The organism is Pseudoalteromonas sp. T1lg10, from assembly GCF_002964545.1.
In the GTDB taxonomy this organism is placed as follows: Bacteria; Pseudomonadota; Gammaproteobacteria; order Enterobacterales; family Alteromonadaceae; genus Pseudoalteromonas.
Window position 1 is genome coordinate 381,054 of the sequence record NZ_PQBV01000004.1, and the last position, 17,136, is coordinate 398,189.

14 protein-coding genes are annotated in these 17,136 nt (G+C 50.5%); 8 read left to right on the top strand and 6 right to left on the bottom strand.

Annotated features, from left to right (window positions below; all coding sequences use genetic code 11):
- The first annotated feature begins 62 nt into the window (after positions 1 to 62).
- Positions 63 to 1,181, top strand: a complete 1,119-nt coding sequence (locus C2M17_RS04125; RefSeq protein ID WP_105199591.1) for a 1-acyl-sn-glycerol-3-phosphate acyltransferase — start codon at positions 63 to 65, stop codon at positions 1,179 to 1,181.
- Positions 1,182 to 1,247: 66 nt separating this feature from the next.
- Positions 1,248 to 1,493 (top strand): DUF1289 domain-containing protein, encoded by a 246-nt coding sequence (locus C2M17_RS04130; RefSeq protein WP_105199592.1) that lies wholly within the window; start codon positions 1,248 to 1,250, stop codon positions 1,491 to 1,493.
- Here C2M17_RS04130 and C2M17_RS04135 read toward each other — a convergent pair.
- A complete protein-coding gene (locus tag C2M17_RS04135; RefSeq protein ID WP_105199593.1) occupies positions 1,488 to 2,198 on the bottom strand; it encodes a substrate-binding periplasmic protein in 711 nt (236 codons plus the stop codon). The genes C2M17_RS04130 and C2M17_RS04135 overlap by 6 nt on opposite strands.
- Before the next feature lie 228 nt (positions 2,199 to 2,426).
- On the opposite strand from C2M17_RS04135, the gene C2M17_RS04140 reads away from it, so the two are divergent.
- Genes C2M17_RS04140 through C2M17_RS04150 form a run of 3 tightly spaced genes read left to right on the top strand, consistent with a single transcriptional unit; the run spans position 2,427 to position 7,562 of the window.
- Positions 2,427 to 2,636, top strand: coding sequence for a DUF3283 family protein (locus C2M17_RS04140; protein ID WP_105199594.1), 210 nt, complete (start codon positions 2,427 to 2,429; stop codon positions 2,634 to 2,636).
- A complete protein-coding gene (locus C2M17_RS04145) occupies positions 2,633 to 3,061 on the top strand; it encodes a GNAT family N-acetyltransferase (RefSeq protein WP_105199595.1) in 429 nt (142 codons plus the stop codon). Before C2M17_RS04140 ends, C2M17_RS04145 begins: the two co-directional genes overlap by 4 nt.
- Positions 3,054 to 7,562: an EAL domain-containing protein gene (locus tag C2M17_RS04150; protein ID WP_158683972.1), complete on the top strand. Its 4,509-nt coding sequence runs from the start codon at positions 3,054 to 3,056 to the stop codon at positions 7,560 to 7,562. The genes C2M17_RS04145 and C2M17_RS04150 overlap by 8 nt, the downstream gene beginning before the upstream one ends.
- Here the strand turns inward: C2M17_RS04150 and C2M17_RS04155 are convergent.
- On the bottom strand, positions 7,522 to 8,475 hold the full coding sequence (locus C2M17_RS04155) for an ion transporter (protein WP_199775991.1): 954 nt from the start codon (positions 8,473 to 8,475) through the stop codon (positions 7,522 to 7,524). The genes C2M17_RS04150 and C2M17_RS04155 overlap by 41 nt on opposite strands.
- A complete protein-coding gene (locus tag C2M17_RS04160) occupies positions 8,468 to 11,155 on the bottom strand; it encodes a bifunctional acetate--CoA ligase family protein/GNAT family N-acetyltransferase (protein ID WP_105199597.1) in 2,688 nt (895 codons plus the stop codon). The genes C2M17_RS04155 and C2M17_RS04160 overlap by 8 nt, the downstream gene beginning before the upstream one ends.
- A gap of 68 nt (positions 11,156 to 11,223) precedes the next feature.
- Here C2M17_RS04160 and C2M17_RS04165 point away from each other — a divergent pair, with 68 nt between their 5' ends.
- Entirely contained in the window at positions 11,224 to 11,940 is a 717-nt protein-coding gene (locus tag C2M17_RS04165; RefSeq protein WP_105199598.1) for an SIMPL domain-containing protein, read from the top strand.
- Between the two features lie 340 nt (positions 11,941 to 12,280).
- Here C2M17_RS04165 and C2M17_RS04170 read toward each other — a convergent pair whose 3' ends face one another.
- Positions 12,281 to 12,520 (bottom strand): hypothetical protein, encoded by a 240-nt coding sequence (locus tag C2M17_RS04170; RefSeq protein ID WP_105199599.1) that lies wholly within the window; start codon positions 12,518 to 12,520, stop codon positions 12,281 to 12,283.
- 163 nt (positions 12,521 to 12,683) lie between these two features.
- Complete coding sequence (locus C2M17_RS04175) at positions 12,684 to 13,034, bottom strand: hypothetical protein (RefSeq protein WP_105199600.1); 351 nt, start codon at positions 13,032 to 13,034, stop codon at positions 12,684 to 12,686.
- 357 nt (positions 13,035 to 13,391) lie between these two features.
- Between C2M17_RS04175 and C2M17_RS04180 the strand changes: the two genes are divergently transcribed.
- Together C2M17_RS04180 and C2M17_RS04185 are read left to right on the top strand one after the other, a co-directional pair.
- Complete coding sequence (locus C2M17_RS04180) at positions 13,392 to 13,943, top strand: cytochrome P460 family protein (protein ID WP_105199601.1); 552 nt, start codon at positions 13,392 to 13,394, stop codon at positions 13,941 to 13,943.
- Between the two features lie 238 nt (positions 13,944 to 14,181).
- Positions 14,182 to 15,237, top strand: a complete 1,056-nt coding sequence (locus C2M17_RS04185; protein ID WP_105199602.1) for a PepSY-associated TM helix domain-containing protein — start codon at positions 14,182 to 14,184, stop codon at positions 15,235 to 15,237.
- A 50-nt stretch (positions 15,238 to 15,287) separates the two neighbouring features.
- On the opposite strand, the gene C2M17_RS04190 is transcribed toward C2M17_RS04185, so the two are convergent.
- A complete protein-coding gene (locus C2M17_RS04190) occupies positions 15,288 to 17,129 on the bottom strand; it encodes a DUF885 domain-containing protein (protein WP_105199603.1) in 1,842 nt (613 codons plus the stop codon).
- Between the last annotated feature and the right edge of the window lie 7 nt (positions 17,130 to 17,136).

Here is a 17,136-nt window from a genome sequence, read left to right on the forward strand (position 1 = left end):
ATAAATAAAGGGCGCGATACAATGAGCGCCGTTTTTTTGCCTGCAGTTAAAAGGTGAGCACCGTGGATAAGTATGCAGATATAAGACCTTACAACGATGATGAAGTGGCGGCGTCCGTGGCTCGGCTGGTGGCCGATAATGCCTTTGTCGACCTTATTGCTAAGCATAATTTGCCTGCTTGGTTGGCATCAATACGTCTTATTTCGCGGCCTCTGGTGCGCCAGCAGCTACAGCGCAAATGGGGACAGGTTAACTCGGTGCAGCAAGTGCAGCTTGAAGTGGTGCACTATCTTGAGCAGATAGTAAATAACACCACGTCCAAGGTGACCTTCTCCGGCCTTGATAAGCTGGATAAAAATCAGGCCTATTTGTTTATCTCCAACCACCGCGATATCGTTCTTGATCCAGCCTTGGTGAACTTTGGCTTGCACCAGCACGATATGAATACGGTACGTATCGCCATTGGCGATAACCTGCTGCAAATTCCTTATATCACTGAGCTAATGCGCTTGAACAAGAGCTTTATTGTTAAGCGTTCGGCCAAGGCACCGAAAGAAATGCTTAAGGCGCTGACTCAGCTGTCGGCCTATATTTACGACTCCTTGACCGAGGGGCACAGCATTTGGATTGCCCAGCGTGAAGGGCGCACCAAAGACGGTTTCGACCAAACCGATCCGGCACTGTTGAAAATGCTGCAGCTAAATGGCCGCAAGCAAAAGAAAGATTTTGCCGAATATGTGCGCGAGCTAAAAATCGTGCCGGTTTCTATCTCGTATCAGTACGAACCCTGCGCCCTGTCGAAGGCCAAGGAGCTGTATCATAAAAAGCACCATGGTGAGTATGTAAAGTCGGCAGGTGAAGACATCGAAAGCATAGTCGAGGGCTTTACCAGCGATAAGGGTCATGTACATCTGGCCTTTGGTCAGCCCATTAGCAACGACTGCAGCACTCCGGAAGATTTGGCGAAAACCATAGATAAGCAGATTGTCGAGTCTTTCTATTTGCATCCGGGCAACTACATTGCCGCCAAGCATGCCAATGCCGTGGTTGACTCAGAATCCGAAGATGTGAAGGCCTTTGCCCAGCGTATGGAAGCCATCCCAGAGCATTTGCGCGACCTGGTTACCGCCATTTACGCCAAGCCGGTTTTACGCAAAGAAGAAATGGATAACCTTGGCTAACTTTCACTGGTAATTAGACGCCTCAGGCATTAACGTTAGAAATAGGGTTTATGCTTTGAAGTGCCTATGCAACAGCTTGAAATATTCTCCATCGATAGCCCCTGTAAGGGGATCTGCCAGGTCAATAGTCGCGGCTATTGTCTTGGTTGTTATCGGTCGCGAGAAGAGCGGTTTCATTGGAATCAGCTCAGCGATGAGCAAAAGCGTCATGTCAATTTGCTGTGTCAACAGCGTTATAAGCGTTTCTTAGCGCGCCAACAGGAACAAGGCCAGCAACCGCCATCCATGGAGCAGGGCGAGCTCGACTTATAAGCCGTGCTTTTTGCGCAGCTGCGCCACCACCCCACTTGCCTCTAACTCCTGCAATACCGCTAAAAGCTTGGGAATTTTATCCTCATGGCGCTTATGCAGGTAATGATAGCTGTAGTAGTTTTGCAGATGATGGCGGGTAAAAGGCTGCTCGGCGCGATTTCGGTAGCCTTGCTTGAGGTGGAAATCAAGCAGCACCACGGCTTCAACCTGGCGCTGGGCCAAGAGGTTCAGCTGCGCCGCCACGCTTTCCAATTTAATAATTTGGCCATTGAAATTATTGCTATGCAGGTATTGCTCGGTGACCGGGTAACCATTGCGGATGGCAACCCGAGCGAGCTCCTGTAGGCTGCAGTAATGACAACGGGTGAGCATAAAAAGCTCAAACTTAAACAAGGGGAAGTTTACCCGCACCAGGTTCTCATAGCGGGTTTCTATATTGGCGATGCGTCCTAGCTGACCGTCTAGCTCCCCCTCATCTGCAGCGGCCAAGGCCTGAGGGTGATCGAAGTCAATGATCTCCAGCTCATAGCCGAGCTGACTATAAGCCTGTGACATCAGTTCGATGACAAAGCGCGCCTGGGCGGTGTCCATCGGTCTGTTAAAGGTCATCTTAGTGCTGTTGTTTGCCCCATGGGCATTGCCTAGGGCGCAAAATAGAGCCACTAGCAGCAATCGCGGCAGCACCAAGGCAAAGATGTTTTGCATAAATACCTGCTGGCGTAACACTACGACCTTGAAGAAAAAATTAGCGGGATCAGGAAGCAGTGAGTATCATTATTTTATTAATCACATTGTTAAATTTATGTGATGATTTTTTCTATTTTAGGTAACCTGGAGTAGAAATACTAGCCCTAGCTTAGCGGCCGCCCCATACACCCTGGGTGCTATCTGTTATAGTATAGGCTCCGTCAGTTATTAAATAGTGTTGCAGCGATGAGTGTCAATCTTTGCCGTCTTCCGCGAGAAGAGAAGTACCGAATTCAATTGGACTATGAAGCCTCGTTTTGGGCGTATCAAATTATCCGTGGCAAAAATGCCCGGGATAAGGTTTATGAAGCCATCAATATGCGTCCGATTTCGGAGCAAGGCTACTTAAAGCAGCAGTTTGAACATTTCTTAGCGATGATGAGCGCATCGCGATGACCCCCCCAGTGGCGCAACGCGTACCCGCCCTTGCCACCCCCTTGGTGAACAAATTTTATGATAGGGTCGGCGCCCGAGGTCGTGCCAATAAGCAAGACCAAATTTGGGTGGTGCGTTGCGACAATGACATAGTGGCGGCAGCCAGAGTCAGTGTTCTTGAACAACAACATTTTTTATGTGGCGTGTTTGTAGAGGCAGATTATCGTCGTCAAGGTTTGGCCGCCACTTTAATACGTCAGGTCTGTGCCGAATTACCTGGTCCCATCTATAGTTTTATCTATCAGCATCTGCGCCCCTTTTATGAACAGCTGGGTTTCGCCGCGGTTGCTACTTTGCCCGAACACCTGGCGTCGCGCTTGCAAAGTTATCGTAATCAGGGTCGTGATGTGTTGGCCTATTGCTATCAGGGAGTGGCAGATGCGTAATTACTGGTTGGTATTATTGAGCTTGTTTTTGGTCGTCACCGCGAGCGTCAGCGCCAAGGTGCAGCGTTTGTCGCCCAGTGAGGGGCTGTCGCAAAGCTATGTCGGTAATATGCTTATCGATCACCAGGGCTACCTGTGGCTGGCCACCGAAAGCGGTTTAAATAAATACGACGGCTATCAAGTAAAAATTATCAGCGATGAAAAGGGCGAGCTTGACGACGCCATGATCGATGCCCTGCATATGGATAAACAAGGGCAAATTTGGACTTCATCCATTCTTAATGGCCTTTATCGTTATCATAACGGCAAAGGGGTGCTGGAAAGGGTAGTGGCACCGCCGAAGGAATTAGACCCCGACTTTGCCACCGCAGTGTTTTCCATGCATTCCCTCGACGATAATAAGATGCTGCTTGGCCGTGGCGGCGATGTTGCCATGCTCGACCCGCAAAGCGGTGCCATTACCAGCTTATTTAAGGTGGGCAGCGGCGAAAACAACGCTCTGGTGCGGGTGTTTTTTCAATACCAGCACTATGTGTTTATCGGCACCACGCACGGTGCCTTTGTTTATGATCTCAAGAGCCAGCAGGTGCGCCCGCTGCAACATTTGCCGCCGGGCAGCAGTGGTATACACAGAGACAATGTAAAATCATTCGCCCTGGTCGAGCAGAGCAAGTTATTGATAGGCACGGTAAAGGGCTTGTATGTCACCGATATCAGCGATTTAGATGCCCTGTTTGCCCAGCCGCAGCGGCCATTTCAAAGTACGACGCTTTTGTCGGAGTTGAATATCTGGCAAATAAAACCCCTTGGCGGGGGGATGCTGATGTTGGCCACGGATAAGGGCTTGTTTGAGTATGAGTGGCAGGCTAACCGCTTGCGCAAGCACCAAAGGCTGAGCGACAGCCCTTACAGTCTTTCCGACCCCAGTGTGATCAAAATAGTGGAAACAGAGCTGGGCGATCTGTGGCTGGGCACCAAAAGCGATGGCGCCTTTTTTCTTCCCAACAAGCGCTTTGAGTTTCAAAATATCACAGCCGATAATCTCGGTGGTGATGGTTTGTCCCATCATAATATCTGGAGCTCGGTACAAAGTGGCGACACCCTGTATTTAGGCACTCATAACGGTTTAACCCAGGTCAACCTGGCGACAATGCAAAGTGAGGTGAAGTTTAAAAGTTACCTCAGCGATGAACTCGACAATGTCTTTAGCATTTACACCCTGATCCCTTATCGTCGGCAGTTGCTGATGAATACCACCCGTGGTTTATTTAGCTATAACCAGGACACCGAGGAGTTAACTAAGCTGCAGGCCAGGAAGCAAGAAGATCAGGCCTACCTTGAGGGCTATTTACATGGCCTGTATTTGACCCAGGATGGCCGGTTATACGGAGTCAATCAGAATCAGGGGTTCTTCTATTTTGATCTGGGATCACAGCAGGTACATCCTTTGGGTGGTGACCTGGACAAGCATGATCCGTTTTTGGCCTTGGGGTTCAGCGCTCCGTTAGCGGATAACCCTCTGCAACCCTTGTTTTTCTCCGGCGGTCAGCTGCTGCGTTTCAATGCCCAAACGCAAACCCTGCAAATGCTTTATCGGGTGCCGCAATCCCATGGCAGTTTGGCCATCAACCTTAATGGTTATGTGGTGGATAACAATAATATCCTGTGGCTGTCGTTTTCCAATCATGGTCTGGTGGCCTTAAACGCCAGCAACTTTAATTTTATTAAACACATAGATTTACAGCGCCGCGGTCCGGGTAACCTTATGTATGATCTGGTGCTCGATGATATGGGTATGGTGTGGATGAGTAGTCATAAGGGCTTATGGCGCTTTAACCCACAAAATGAGCACTTTTTTCAGTTCACTAATCTGGAAGGCCTGGCCACCAATGAATTTAACCTGGGCTCGGTCAGTCGTCGTGATGACGGCCGCCTGGCATTTGGTTCGGTTAAAGGCGCGACCTTGTTTTATCCGCAGCGCAATATACCGCAACGGGCCTTGTTGCAAGGGGTTAATTTTACCTCGGCAGAGCTGATGTACCGCGCGCTTGAGCTGCCAACCATGGGGCCTTTGACCCAGGTTCACCTTGACCATGATGATGTCGGCTTAGAGATCACCTTCAGCGCCATGGCCTTTAATTATCAGGACAGGGTTATTTTCGAGTATCAGCTCGATGGCAGCCAGAAAAGCTTTACCCGGGATAATAATCGCGTGGTCTTCCCCAAGCTAAATCCTGGGGAGCATCTGCTTCAGGTGTGGGCGCGGGACCCCTTTACCGGCGAGTCGACCGAGCCAGCACGATTGAGTATTAGCGTTGCCTACCCGCCGTGGAGCTCGCCTAGTTTTATCACCCTGTATGTGATTATTATCGCCAGCCTGATAGCCATGTGGATGTATCGTCGCAATCGCATTCAAAAGATGCTGATGGCGGCGCATAAACAAAGCAAAGAGTCGGCGGCGCGCCTGAAATTGGCGCTCGAAGGCAGTCACTCCGGGGTATGGGACTGGCATCAGCATGAGAGCAAAATTTATCAGCCACGGTTGCGTGAGGAGCTGGGCTATAGCTATGAGCATTGTCAGCTGGATCAATATCTGGCGTTAATTCACCCGAATGAAAGACAAAAATTCCGCATCGAATGGCTGGAATTTTTATCCACCGATAAGGGTTACTTTAACTGCGTCTATCGCCTGCGCCACAGCAGTGGGCAATGGCGTTGGTATAAAGACTTTGGCAAGGTGATGCAATGGGAAGGCACCCATCCGGTTCAGGTAGCGGGCACCTATACCAATATGACTCGGGAGCTGGTGTTAGAAGAAAATGCACGCATGTTTGGTGCCGCCTTTGAGCAGGCCAGCGACTGGCTGATTATTTTTGACTCCAAGCTGCGCATCGTTGCCACCAATCAGGCGTTGCGGGAAAATTTTGATTACCCCACCAGTAGCCCATCCTCACGACGTCTGAATCTGGGGCTGTCGAAAAATGTGCGCATTAACTATCTGCGTATTTTGAAAGGCTTACGTGTGGGGGAGCATTACCAATGCGAAGAGCAGGTAGTGCTTAAAACCGGTAAGCAGGTTCCCGTGCTGCTGAAGATGAGTGCGGTCGCCGACAGCGAGCAGCACAGCACCAGCTATATAGTGATGCTCACAGATATCAGTGAAGCCAAGCATAGCCTGGAGACCCAACAACAGCAGGCGCACTACGACAGCCTTACCGGCTTTCCTAATCGTCCCTTGTTTATGGATAGGGTTGAACACGCACTGGAGCAGGCACAACGGGATAACCGCGGCTGTGCATTGCTGCTTATCAATGTGCCCTTGCCGGTTGTGGTTGGCTTCGAGGAGCAAGCGGCTGAGCAGCAACTGCTGAGTCTGGTTTATCGCCTGCAAAGGGCAGTGCGCTCGCAAGACAGTTTAGGGCGCATCGAGGCTGAGCAATTTGCTCTGTTACTTGAAGATATAGATGCGCTGGAGCAGGTGCTGGCGGTGTGTCGTAAGGTACAGGAGGTGCTGATGCGCCCCTGTCATGGCACACTCGGCGCCGCCAACGCCAGTATAGGTGTGGCGCTCTTCCCCGAAGATGGACAGCAGGGCGAAGCTTTGCTTAAAGGCGCCGAATTGGCGCTGTATCAGGCTAAACGCAGCGGTCGCAACCAGTTTCACTTCTTCCAGCCAGACATTAATGCTCAGGTGCAGCGTAGTCTGGCCACAGAGCAAGCCTTAATTCTTGCCGCCGATCAGTGCCAGTTTATAAATCACTATCAGGGCATTTACGCCATGCAGGATGCCGAATTACAAGGCTTTGAGGTCTTGCCCTATTGGCAACATGATGAGCAGCTATTGGCACCGCAGGAATATTACCCCCATATCCGTCAAACCCGGTTGTGGTCAAAACTCCTATTGCAAACCTTAGAGCGGGCGGTGCTTGAATGTCGCCTCTGGCATAGACAACAACCACTGTTGCACTTGTCTTTAGCTATCAAGGGGCGTGAATTCAGCCAACCCGGTAGCATGGGCGATATTGTTCACTTGCTGCACAGCTATGATTTCCCCATCAGCTGTTTGGTATTAGAGATTTCGGTGCATGACTGGCAGCGCCTCGACGCCGACGCCAGGCAAGTGCTGCAAAAGCTGGTGGTATCAGGCATGTGTTTGTCTTTGCATATTAAGACGGTGGACGAATTTTGCGTGCCCGAGCTGGGCGACGAGTTATTTCAACAGGTGAAGTTGGGCGCCGAGCTCAGCGCCTTGTTGTGTGTGGACTATAAAGCCTATAACAAGGTCAGCCGTTATATGCCTATTTTCGCCGCCATGAACATTGAGGTGCTCGCCATGGGCGTGGCCGATGATAAACAGCAGCGTCAGTTGTTAAACCTAGGTTGCACCCTGATGCAGGGCGACGCGTTAGCGCAGCCCTGTCATGGTGATGGGGTGGCCGATTTACTCGCTAAGGCCTGTATTATTCCAAATGATGGCCACACTGGGGACAAAAGCGCTTAAGCAAGGGGTGCTGATCGCGCACTTGCTCTTCCAGGTGCGCCGCCTCTTGCACGCTTAAGCCGAGCTCAAGGCGCAGTTCATTCAGTTTTACCCGCTCTGGATGGCAGATAATGCCGTCTTCCATCAGCTGATGCACCATTTCACTGTAGGCTCTACGGCGCTTGCGCAACTGCTCGGAAAAGCTTGAAGCCAGAATACCGGTAGGGATGGCAACCATGCCCATGCTGAGGATGGTAATAATGCCGCCGAAGATTTTCCCCATCAGGGTGACAGGTACGGTATCGCCGTAACCCACTGTGGTTAAAGTGATAATAGCCCACCACATGGCGGCGGGAATGGAGCCGAATTTATCCGGTTGCACATCGTGTTCGAGCAAATAAATGCCGCTGGCGGCAATAATCAGGATCACCGTCATAATAAAGAATGCCGCCAGTAAAGAGCTGGCCTCTTCCTGTATGGTGTTCAGCATCAGCTGCATGGCGCGGGAATAGCGGGTGAGCTTGAAAATTCGCAATAACCTCAGCACCCTTAAGAAACGCAGATCGAAAGGCACCAGGAACATTAATAATGAGGGCAAAATAGCGATTAGGTCGATCACCGCCATGGGCGATATGAGATAGCGCAGGCGCCTTTTTGTTGGGCTTAGTGAGCTGTCGGCAAAACGGTTTAAATCGACGCTGGCCCACACTCGAGCCAGGTATTCAACGGTGAAAATAAGTACCGAAATCAATTCAAAGTAGAAAAAAAAGCGCGTATGTTCGTGTGCCATGCTGGGCACAGACTCCATCACTATGGCGAGCACATTGGCAAAAATTAAGGTCATTAAAAAGGCATCGAAGGCATAACCATAGCGCTTCGATTTGCCGCGTGCTTCAAACACATCGGCCAGCGTGGTTCTTATTTTTTTAATCATCTTCTATTCTTTTATTGAGTTCGCGGCGCATATGAATAGTGCCTTCTTCAAAGTCACGACTGATAGTAAACCCTAACTTACGCGCTAACTCTATCATACCCGTGTTCTCCCACAGGGTCATGCCCTCGATACTACCAACGCCCTGTTGCTGGCAATAGTCTACGGCGGCACCAAGGAGAATGCGCCCCAAACCCAGCCCTTGGGCTTGTGAGCCAACGACTATGGCAAATTCCCCGACCAGGTTGTCCGGGTCCATTAGCACCCGGGACACGCCTAAGGTGACATTTTCACCGCGCTGTTTACGGGTGACGATAAAGGCCATTTCTCTGTCATAGTCGATCTGCGTCATCTTGGCCAATTGCTCATGGCTAAAGTGCGGCATTTCGCCAAAAAAGCGCCGGTATCTGTCTTCTTTAGTAAGTGACTCGTCGAAACGGCGGTGAGCCTGCTCATCCTCGGGACGAATGGGACGCAACAGCGCCTCGGAGCCGTCTTTTAGGGTGACCCAGCGTTCCAGCTCCTTGGGATAGGGACGAATGGCCAGGCGCTTACGATGGGCAAGACGCTTATAACGGCTGATACCTATGCTTGCATCGAGCACTAAAAATTGACTCTGGGTGGCCAGCAAGGGGTTCAGCTCCAGGCTGTGGATATCCGGCTGATCGACGATTAACTGCGAAACCCGGGTGAGCAGGGCGCATAAGCGATACTTGTCGACCTTCTCCGGCAAGGTGCGCTCTTTAAGCACGCCCTTATCCAGGGCATTGGCAATTAAGTACTTGGCCAGATTCATATTCAGCGGCGGCAGGGCCACCGCAGCCTGGGAATAATCAAGGGCACTGCCGGCCTCGCCAAGTAAGATCACCGGGCCAAATTGTGGGTCGGTTTTGATGGCGATACGCAGCTCATGGGCCCCGGCACGTGGCGCCATGGGCTGAATGGCAAAGCCGTCGATACGGGCCTCGGGGTAGACCTGATTAATGCGCAGTAAAATGGCAAACGCCGCTTGCTCGACCTCATGCTCATCGCTGAGATTAAGCACCACACCGCCGACCTCGGATTTACTGGCGATATCCGGGCTTATCAGTTTAAGCACCACGGGGAAACCGCATTCAGCGGCGACTTCCGCAGCCTCACTGGGTGTGGTGGCAATGTGGGTAGTCACTGTGTCTATGCCGTAATAAGCCAGTAGCGGCGCCGCCTGATGGGTGCTGAGATAGTGCACGTTGCGGTCCAGATGGGCGCTGATCTCTGCCTGCGCTTCTTCGACCTGAATATCCAGCTCATCAACAATGGACTCTGGGGTTTGCGTCAGGTGTTTTTGGTTACGGCGGTAATTGATCAAATGCATATAGGCACCAACCGCACCTTCTGGGGTGCGATAGGTGGGAATGCCACCTTGGGCACAAATGCGCCTGGCCTCATAGGCGGCGTCTTCACCCATAAAATTGGTCATTACAAAGGGGCGCTTGCGAGCGTCTATTTGCGCCAGGGTGTCGACTATAATACGGGCATAATCGGCGCTTGGCGCTAACGCCGACGGGGTGTGAATAATCAGCAGGTTTTCCACTTCCTTGGCCTCGAGCAGAATCTTCAGCGCCTGCTGATAACGCATTGGGTCTGAGTCACCAAATATATCCACCGGATTGTGAGTACTGTCCGCCTGGGGGATCACCTTGTTTAATGCCTCTAAGGTGGCCTCGCTAAGCTCACAGAGCTTACCGGAGCTTTGTACCAGGCTGTCGACTGCCATTACTGCCGGACCGCCGCCATTGGTAAGTATGCACAGGGGTTCTACCTTGAGTAATTTTGGATGCAGCGCCAGTGTTTGCGTCGCCGCAAAGAGCTCGCGTAAATCATTTACCCTAAGCATACCGGCGCGCTGGATCAGGGCATCGTACACCGCATCGCAGCCGCTGGCCCCGCCGGTGTGCGCAGATGCGGCCTGGGCACCGGCATCGGTGCGTCCGGTTTTAATCACGATCACGGGTTTACTAAAGGCGGCGGCTCTAGCTGCGGAAATGAAGCCGCGAATATCTTTTAGATTATCTATGTATAAGAGCACAGCCTTGGTGCGGGCGTCGCGGCCGAGAAAGTCCAGTAGTTCGCCAAAGTCGATATCCAGGCAGTCGCCCACGGAAATAAAGTAAGAAAAGCCAATATCCTTATGTTGTGCCCAGTCCAAAATGGTTGAGCACACCGCCGCCGATTGTGAAATAAAGGCAACCTTGCCGGGGCGGGTCACTGTATGGGAAAAACTGGCATTGACGCCAAGATGGGGGATCATCAAACCCAAACAGTTGGGACCCATTAAATTCACATGCTGAGCTTTACAATGTTGTTGTAATCCGGTTTTTTGCTCGTCACTGAGGCCCGCCGCGACTACGATAACATTACGACAGCCCTGTTTGGCGAGATCGCTGATAAGTGGTAATAAGGTGGCTTTATTGGTACAAATGATGGCAATATCGGGTGGTTGAGGCAGCGATGCAATATCGGCATAGGCCAGCACCCCGTGTACCGCCTCGTATTTTGGTGTGACCGGCATTATTGGACCGTTAAAGCCGCCTTGCAGCAGGTTGCGCATCACAATGTAGCCCGGGCGCATGGGATTGTTCGAGGCGCCGACAACAGCTATGGATTTAGGGTTGAAGAACTGACTAATGCGTTTTACGCTCATAGCTTACTCATTTTGGTACACTGGATACCGAAATATAGTCTCATACTTGTTGCAAAAAGGAAGCATCAATGCACAAAAGTATAACGCACATCAATATTTTACCTGCTTTTCTTCTAGCCTTGGGGTTGGCCTCTATCGGCATCTTGCTCAGCAATGCCATCATAGAGTTTAAGGCTATGGATCGCACCGTGGCGGTGAAGGGATTAGCCGAGCAGCAGGTACAGGCGGACACTGCCATTTGGCCCATAGTTTTCACCGAAGCCGGTGAGCAACTAGAGCAGGTTACCGGTGCGGTGGAGCAAAAACAAAACGCCGTGGTGGCATTTTTAAAGCTGCACGGTTTTAGTGACGAGGAAATCTCCCTGGGGCAGGTCACAGTAGTTGATAAAAAAGCGCAGCAATACGGACCCGAGCAGGTCGGCCTACGCTACCTGGTTAGCGCCAATATGTCGGTGTACAGCCAAGATCCTAACAAGGTACGCCATGCCAGCAGTCAGATCAGCGAACTGGCTAAGCAGGGTATCGCCATAGGCGGTGACCGTTACACCAACCGTATTGAATACCTGTTTACCGGCTTAAACGATATTAAGCCGCAGATGATAGAGCAGGCCACCCGCAACGCCCGCGAAGTGGCGGTTAAATTTGCCCGCGACTCGGACTCGACGCTCGGCAAAATTAAATCGGCGCGTCAGGGACAGTTTAGTATCAGCGACCGAGATTCAAGCTCGCCGCACCTGAAGAAGGTGAGGGTAGTGAGTACGGTTGAGTATTATTTGGTGGACTAATGTTAGGACGCTGACAAGAGGTCACCTTCAAGGGTGAATTCCTTGCACAGAGGTTAGTTCATGTCGCGTTGGCGACGGCAACCAAAGGGCGGTTTGCGCCAACCGCCCCTTGGAACCCAAGGCGCCCGTGATTCGCTTATGCTTGCGAACTCAGCGTTTTGTTAAACGTTTCGTTTAGTCATTGAGGCGATTTAACAGCACATCCCTGTGCTGATAAATCTAGCTCGGCATCGTGCCTCACTCTTAATGACACACTCCACAACAAAATCTGAGATCGAAAGCGCGAATCTAAACGGGAGGTTCGATACCTGTGAGCTTGGAGTAAATTAACGGGGAAGTTCTAATTTAACGCTATATCCGCTCCCATAGAGCCAGAAAAAAGAACGACTGCAAGTCCAGCAAGCTGAAGAAAGAATGGGTTCTTAGCTTCTGACCAGTGCAAAATTAAATATATTATCGAAACGGGTGAGATAAATAGACACGCCAATCCCCAAAGGATATTGGTTTTAAACGCAGCTATTAGAAAACCTATTCCACCTATGAGAAATATTACAATTCCGATAAATGCCATAATTTCCATATTCTTATTCCATGTTTTTTTAACGTATTAATGTGCATAGTTAATTTTTGAACCACTAATGGCCAGAAACCTTTCTTTTCTAGGTTGACCATTCCCCAATTTAGTACCTATTGATGCCACTTATCCTGGGTTGGGCGCCCAGCCGGCGCGTTTTTGGTGACGGCTATTGGTTGTCAACTCTACTCACCAAGATTGTCAGTTTTTGAGTGCCAATTTCTATACTGGCTTCTTTGCCATAGGCAACCGTGAACGATGGGGTGAGGGTGTCATTCTCAAGGGTAAGTGCCGTAATAACATCTGCCGTTTCATCTTGGTTCGGCTTTACCGTCAAATTGTAGCTAAAGTTCTCGCCAATGGTCATTGAAGTCGCTTTGTCCGCTTCCACTAGCACAACAGGCGAAGCAACCAATTCACCATTTGTATAGACTGAAGTAGTAACCTGGTAAGTCTCTGCAGCGAAGCCCGAGGCAGAAGCCAATAGAGATAGCGCTAACAAACTCGTGTTAATTTTCATTTTAATTTCCCTATCCTAGTGTGAGGTAAAAAACAGCTTGTCATAATTTGGTAGTGGCAACGCCGGCATTAGTCAGCATGCACCTTTCCCCGTTCGTTTCCACATATATTGATAACAAATCGTTCAAGTTTTTGCCAGCTAAGACTTTTTCATAAGCGTACTTTAAAGATGGCGAGGATTAGCCGAAAGCCTTGTGTTTCCTCTGTCTTGACGTCGGTGAACCGACCAGATCTAACCTTTGAAGCAAGCTTTTTGAGAAGGTCTAATGCAAGCTTTCAAACAGGCCTGTATGAATGATATTGCATGGTTATATTTTAACCTTTAACTATCCTTAGAGATTAACAATAGGAGAGCAATATGAAACTTAACCAAGTGAAAATAATATTGTTGAGTGGGCTTATCGCAGGCCTGCCCTATGGCGCTTTAGCAAAGGATCTACCTAAAGAATTTGTTGATAAAAAAGGAAATATTACTTTAGCGACCGATTTTAGAACCTCAACCACCCACCTTGGCTCTTGGTTGGTACCCAGCGGTGATGCCAGCGGCTTTCACGGCGTTTATGCCAGCGAGGGCACGTTAGAGCACTATCGCAACACCGGCGAGTTTCCCGACGGGGCGGTGATTATTAAAGAGTTAAGGGTGGCCGAGAGCGGTGATTTTACGACCGGCCAAGGCGTCAGTTACGAGAGTGGACAGATCAAACAATGGTTTGTGATGGTCAAGGACGGTAAAAACAGGTTTGCGGACAACCCCTTGTGGGGAGACGGTTGGGGGTGGGCATTATTTAAACCTGATAATCCGACGAAAAATGTAGCCACCAACTACAAAAATGACTGCTTAAGTTGTCATATGCCAGCCAAGGATACTGACTGGGTGTATACCCAAGGCTATCCCGTATTGAAAAAGTAGTTATATTCTAACGCCCAAGTAATGGCTTGAACCGAAAATTGCTATGGTTTTGGAACAAGCCTTTGTTGATCAGGCCTTCACCCTAACTCAAGCCTCTGTGCAGAATCCTTACTAGCTTTTAAGGTCAAACCTATTCGTGTTCGCATCAGGGCCGGAGGCAGAATAAACTTCCTCTTCTATAGTAATGATACCTATTATCATTTAAAATGACCGGGTTGTTAGCCAATGGAATTGCAGTTTGAAACGCGTAGCACGAAAAATTCATTTGACCCTGGCGCTGGTGATCAGCGTTTTTTTAGTGCTGATGTCACTCACCGGGGCGCTTTTGATCTATGCCAAGGATATCCAACTGGCGGTGAATCCTGAGCTGTGGCAGCGCGCCACATCTGAGGCGCCCTTGGATCTGGATACCCTGTATCAAAAAGTACAGGAGCAGAGCGGGCAAAAGATAGAGTTTATCAGTATAGAAGAAGATAGCCGCTGGGCCTGGCAGGCAAGGCTGGCCGATGACAGTTATGCGAGCCTGGAGCCAAGCACGGGTGAGGTGCTGCATAACTACGCTTATTACGACACCTTGTACGGCTTTACCATGGGTTTGCATCGCTGGTTATTATGGCGCGACGGTGAGGGCAAAATGCCGCTGCGCAACTGGGTGTCAACCATGGCGCTGGGCTTTATGCTGGTGCTCTTGGTCGGTTTTTATCTCTGGGCCAAGCCCAAGCAACGCTTAAAACGTCTGAAGATAAACCGACGCGCCAAGGCCCGGGTGATCAACCGCCAGGTGCACCATGTGCTCGGCGTGTATACCTGCTTGCCCTTGCTACTTATCGCCTTTTCCGGCATTGCCTTTAACTGGAAGGCGCCGACACAGGCCGTGGTCAACGCCGTGCTGCCGGGGCAGGTTGAATCCCGCCCTCAGGTTGATGACATTACCCCCATGACGCAAACGCACTTCCAAGAGGCGTTTGAAAAGGGCTTGGCCGTGTTTCCTGAGGCTACCTTGTTTCGCATTTATTTCCCCAAAAGCCCGGAAAAGCCTTTGGCGCTGCGCCTCAAACAACCCGGAGAAAGCCATGCCTATTCCTGGGTCTGGGTGAACCCTTACAGCGCGCAAGTGATTAATAGTTTCGATGGCGCCGCCGCCAATCTGCCTACTCAGGTATGGAATTTTAAATACAAGTTTCATATCGGTGATTTTGCCGGGCCCATAGTGCAGGTGCTCTGGTTGTTGCTGAGCCTATTACCGGTATTCTTTGTGGTTTCCGGGCTGGTGATGTGGCGGGGACGAAAATAAAAACGCCGGTCACTGACCGGCGTTTTTTCATTCCAATCTCATTAGTAAGATTAGGCGGCTTGCTTCTTAGCAACCCATTCGGCCACCATTTCTTCAAGCAGGTTTAACGGTACCGGGCCGTTTTTCAATACCACGTCGTGGAACTGACGAATATCGAACTTGTCACCCAGAGCCTTTTTCGCTTCTTCACGCAGCTCAACGATCTTCAGCATGCCGACCTTGTAGGCTGTGGCTTGTGATGGCATTACGATATGACGCTCAACCATTTTCACCGCATCCGAGGTGGCATTCGGTGTGTTGTTTACGTAGAAATCGATGCCTTGCTGACGCGTCCAACGTTTGGCGTGGATACCTGTATCAACAACCAGGCGACAGGCGCGCCATAGTTCCATGGCCAGGCGACCAAAGTCCGAGTAGGGGTCTTGGTATAGGCCCATTTCTTTTGGCAGTAGCTCAGAGTACAGTCCCCAGCCCTCGGTGTAGGCGGTGAAGCGGCCAAACTTACGGAAACTAGGTACGCCTTCAAGCTCTTGGGCAATGGCGATTTGCATATGGTGACCTGGGATCCCTTCGTGATACGCCAGGGCTTCCAATTGATAGGTCGGCATGGCTTCCATATCGTACAGGTTGGCATAGTAAACGCCCGGGCGTGAGCCATCCGGCGCAGGCTGCTGATAGAAGGCTTTACCCGCAGACTTTTCACGGAAAGCTTCTACCGCCTTCACGGTTAAATCTGCCTTAGGCTTCACGATAAACAGCTCGTCTAAACGACTCTTCATATCATCGATTACGCGTACCGCTTCGGCCAAGTAAGCATCGCGGCCTTCTTGGGTATCCGGATAGTAGAACTGCTTGTCGGTTTTCATAAATTCCATAAAGGCTTTGAGATCGCCCTCGAAACCGACCTTTTCCTTGATGGCACGCATTTCATCATGGATACGCTGCACCTCGGCAAGGCCAATGGCATGAATTTCATCTGCCGTTAGGTCGGTGGTGGTGGTGCGCTCAAGCATGGTGTTATAGAAGGTTTTACCGTCAGGGAACTTCCAGGCGCCGTCGCGCTCATCGGCACGCTTTTCAAGCTGCTGCAAGTAACCGATAAGGCTGGCGTAGGCCGGCTTAACCGAGACCTTAAGGGCTTCGGTGGCCTCGGCGATAAGGGCTTGCTTTTGCTCTGTATCGATCTCTAGCTTTTCGATTTTGCGTTTAAAGTCGGCCAGCAGGGTTGAGTCCTGCTCGCCACCAAACGGCGCGCCGGTAATGATGTTTTGGCTCGCTTCAATCACATGGGGGAACACGAACTTAGGCGCAATAATACCCTTGCTGGCACGGGTTTCTAGGTTTTCTTCCAACTGGGCAAACAGCTTAGGCACGCCGTTTAAACGGGCGATATACGCCTTTGCTTCTTCTACATTGGCAATGCTGTGCTGATTAATTAAAAACGCCGCCACCATGGAGTGGGTACCATACATCTGGTTTACCGGGTAGGTGTGGTAGCGCCATTGGAAATCATTAATGCCTTCTTCAAGGTTTTGCTGCATCAGGTCGTAGCTCACCTGTGTAGTGGCGTCGAGCTTGCTGCGGTCGATGGTTTTCAGCATTTCCAGATCTGCCTTGGCCAGAGCCAGGTCTTCTAGGGCGCGCTCTTCGCTTTCGTCATCCCACTTATCATAGTCTTTTTTAATACCCATATAAGTTTGGAATGTAGGGCTGCGCATGATGTTGCGGTTAAAGACTTCTTCAAAAAAAGCGTTGGCTTTTTCGACTTCGCTTTGAGCAATCTCTTGTACCGGCGCTGGCGTTGCGGCCGGTGTGCTGGTGTTTTGTGTGTTTTGGCAACCGGCCAGCAGTGTGGCGCTGATGGCTGCGGCGATAAGTGTTAGCTTGCGCATAGTTATT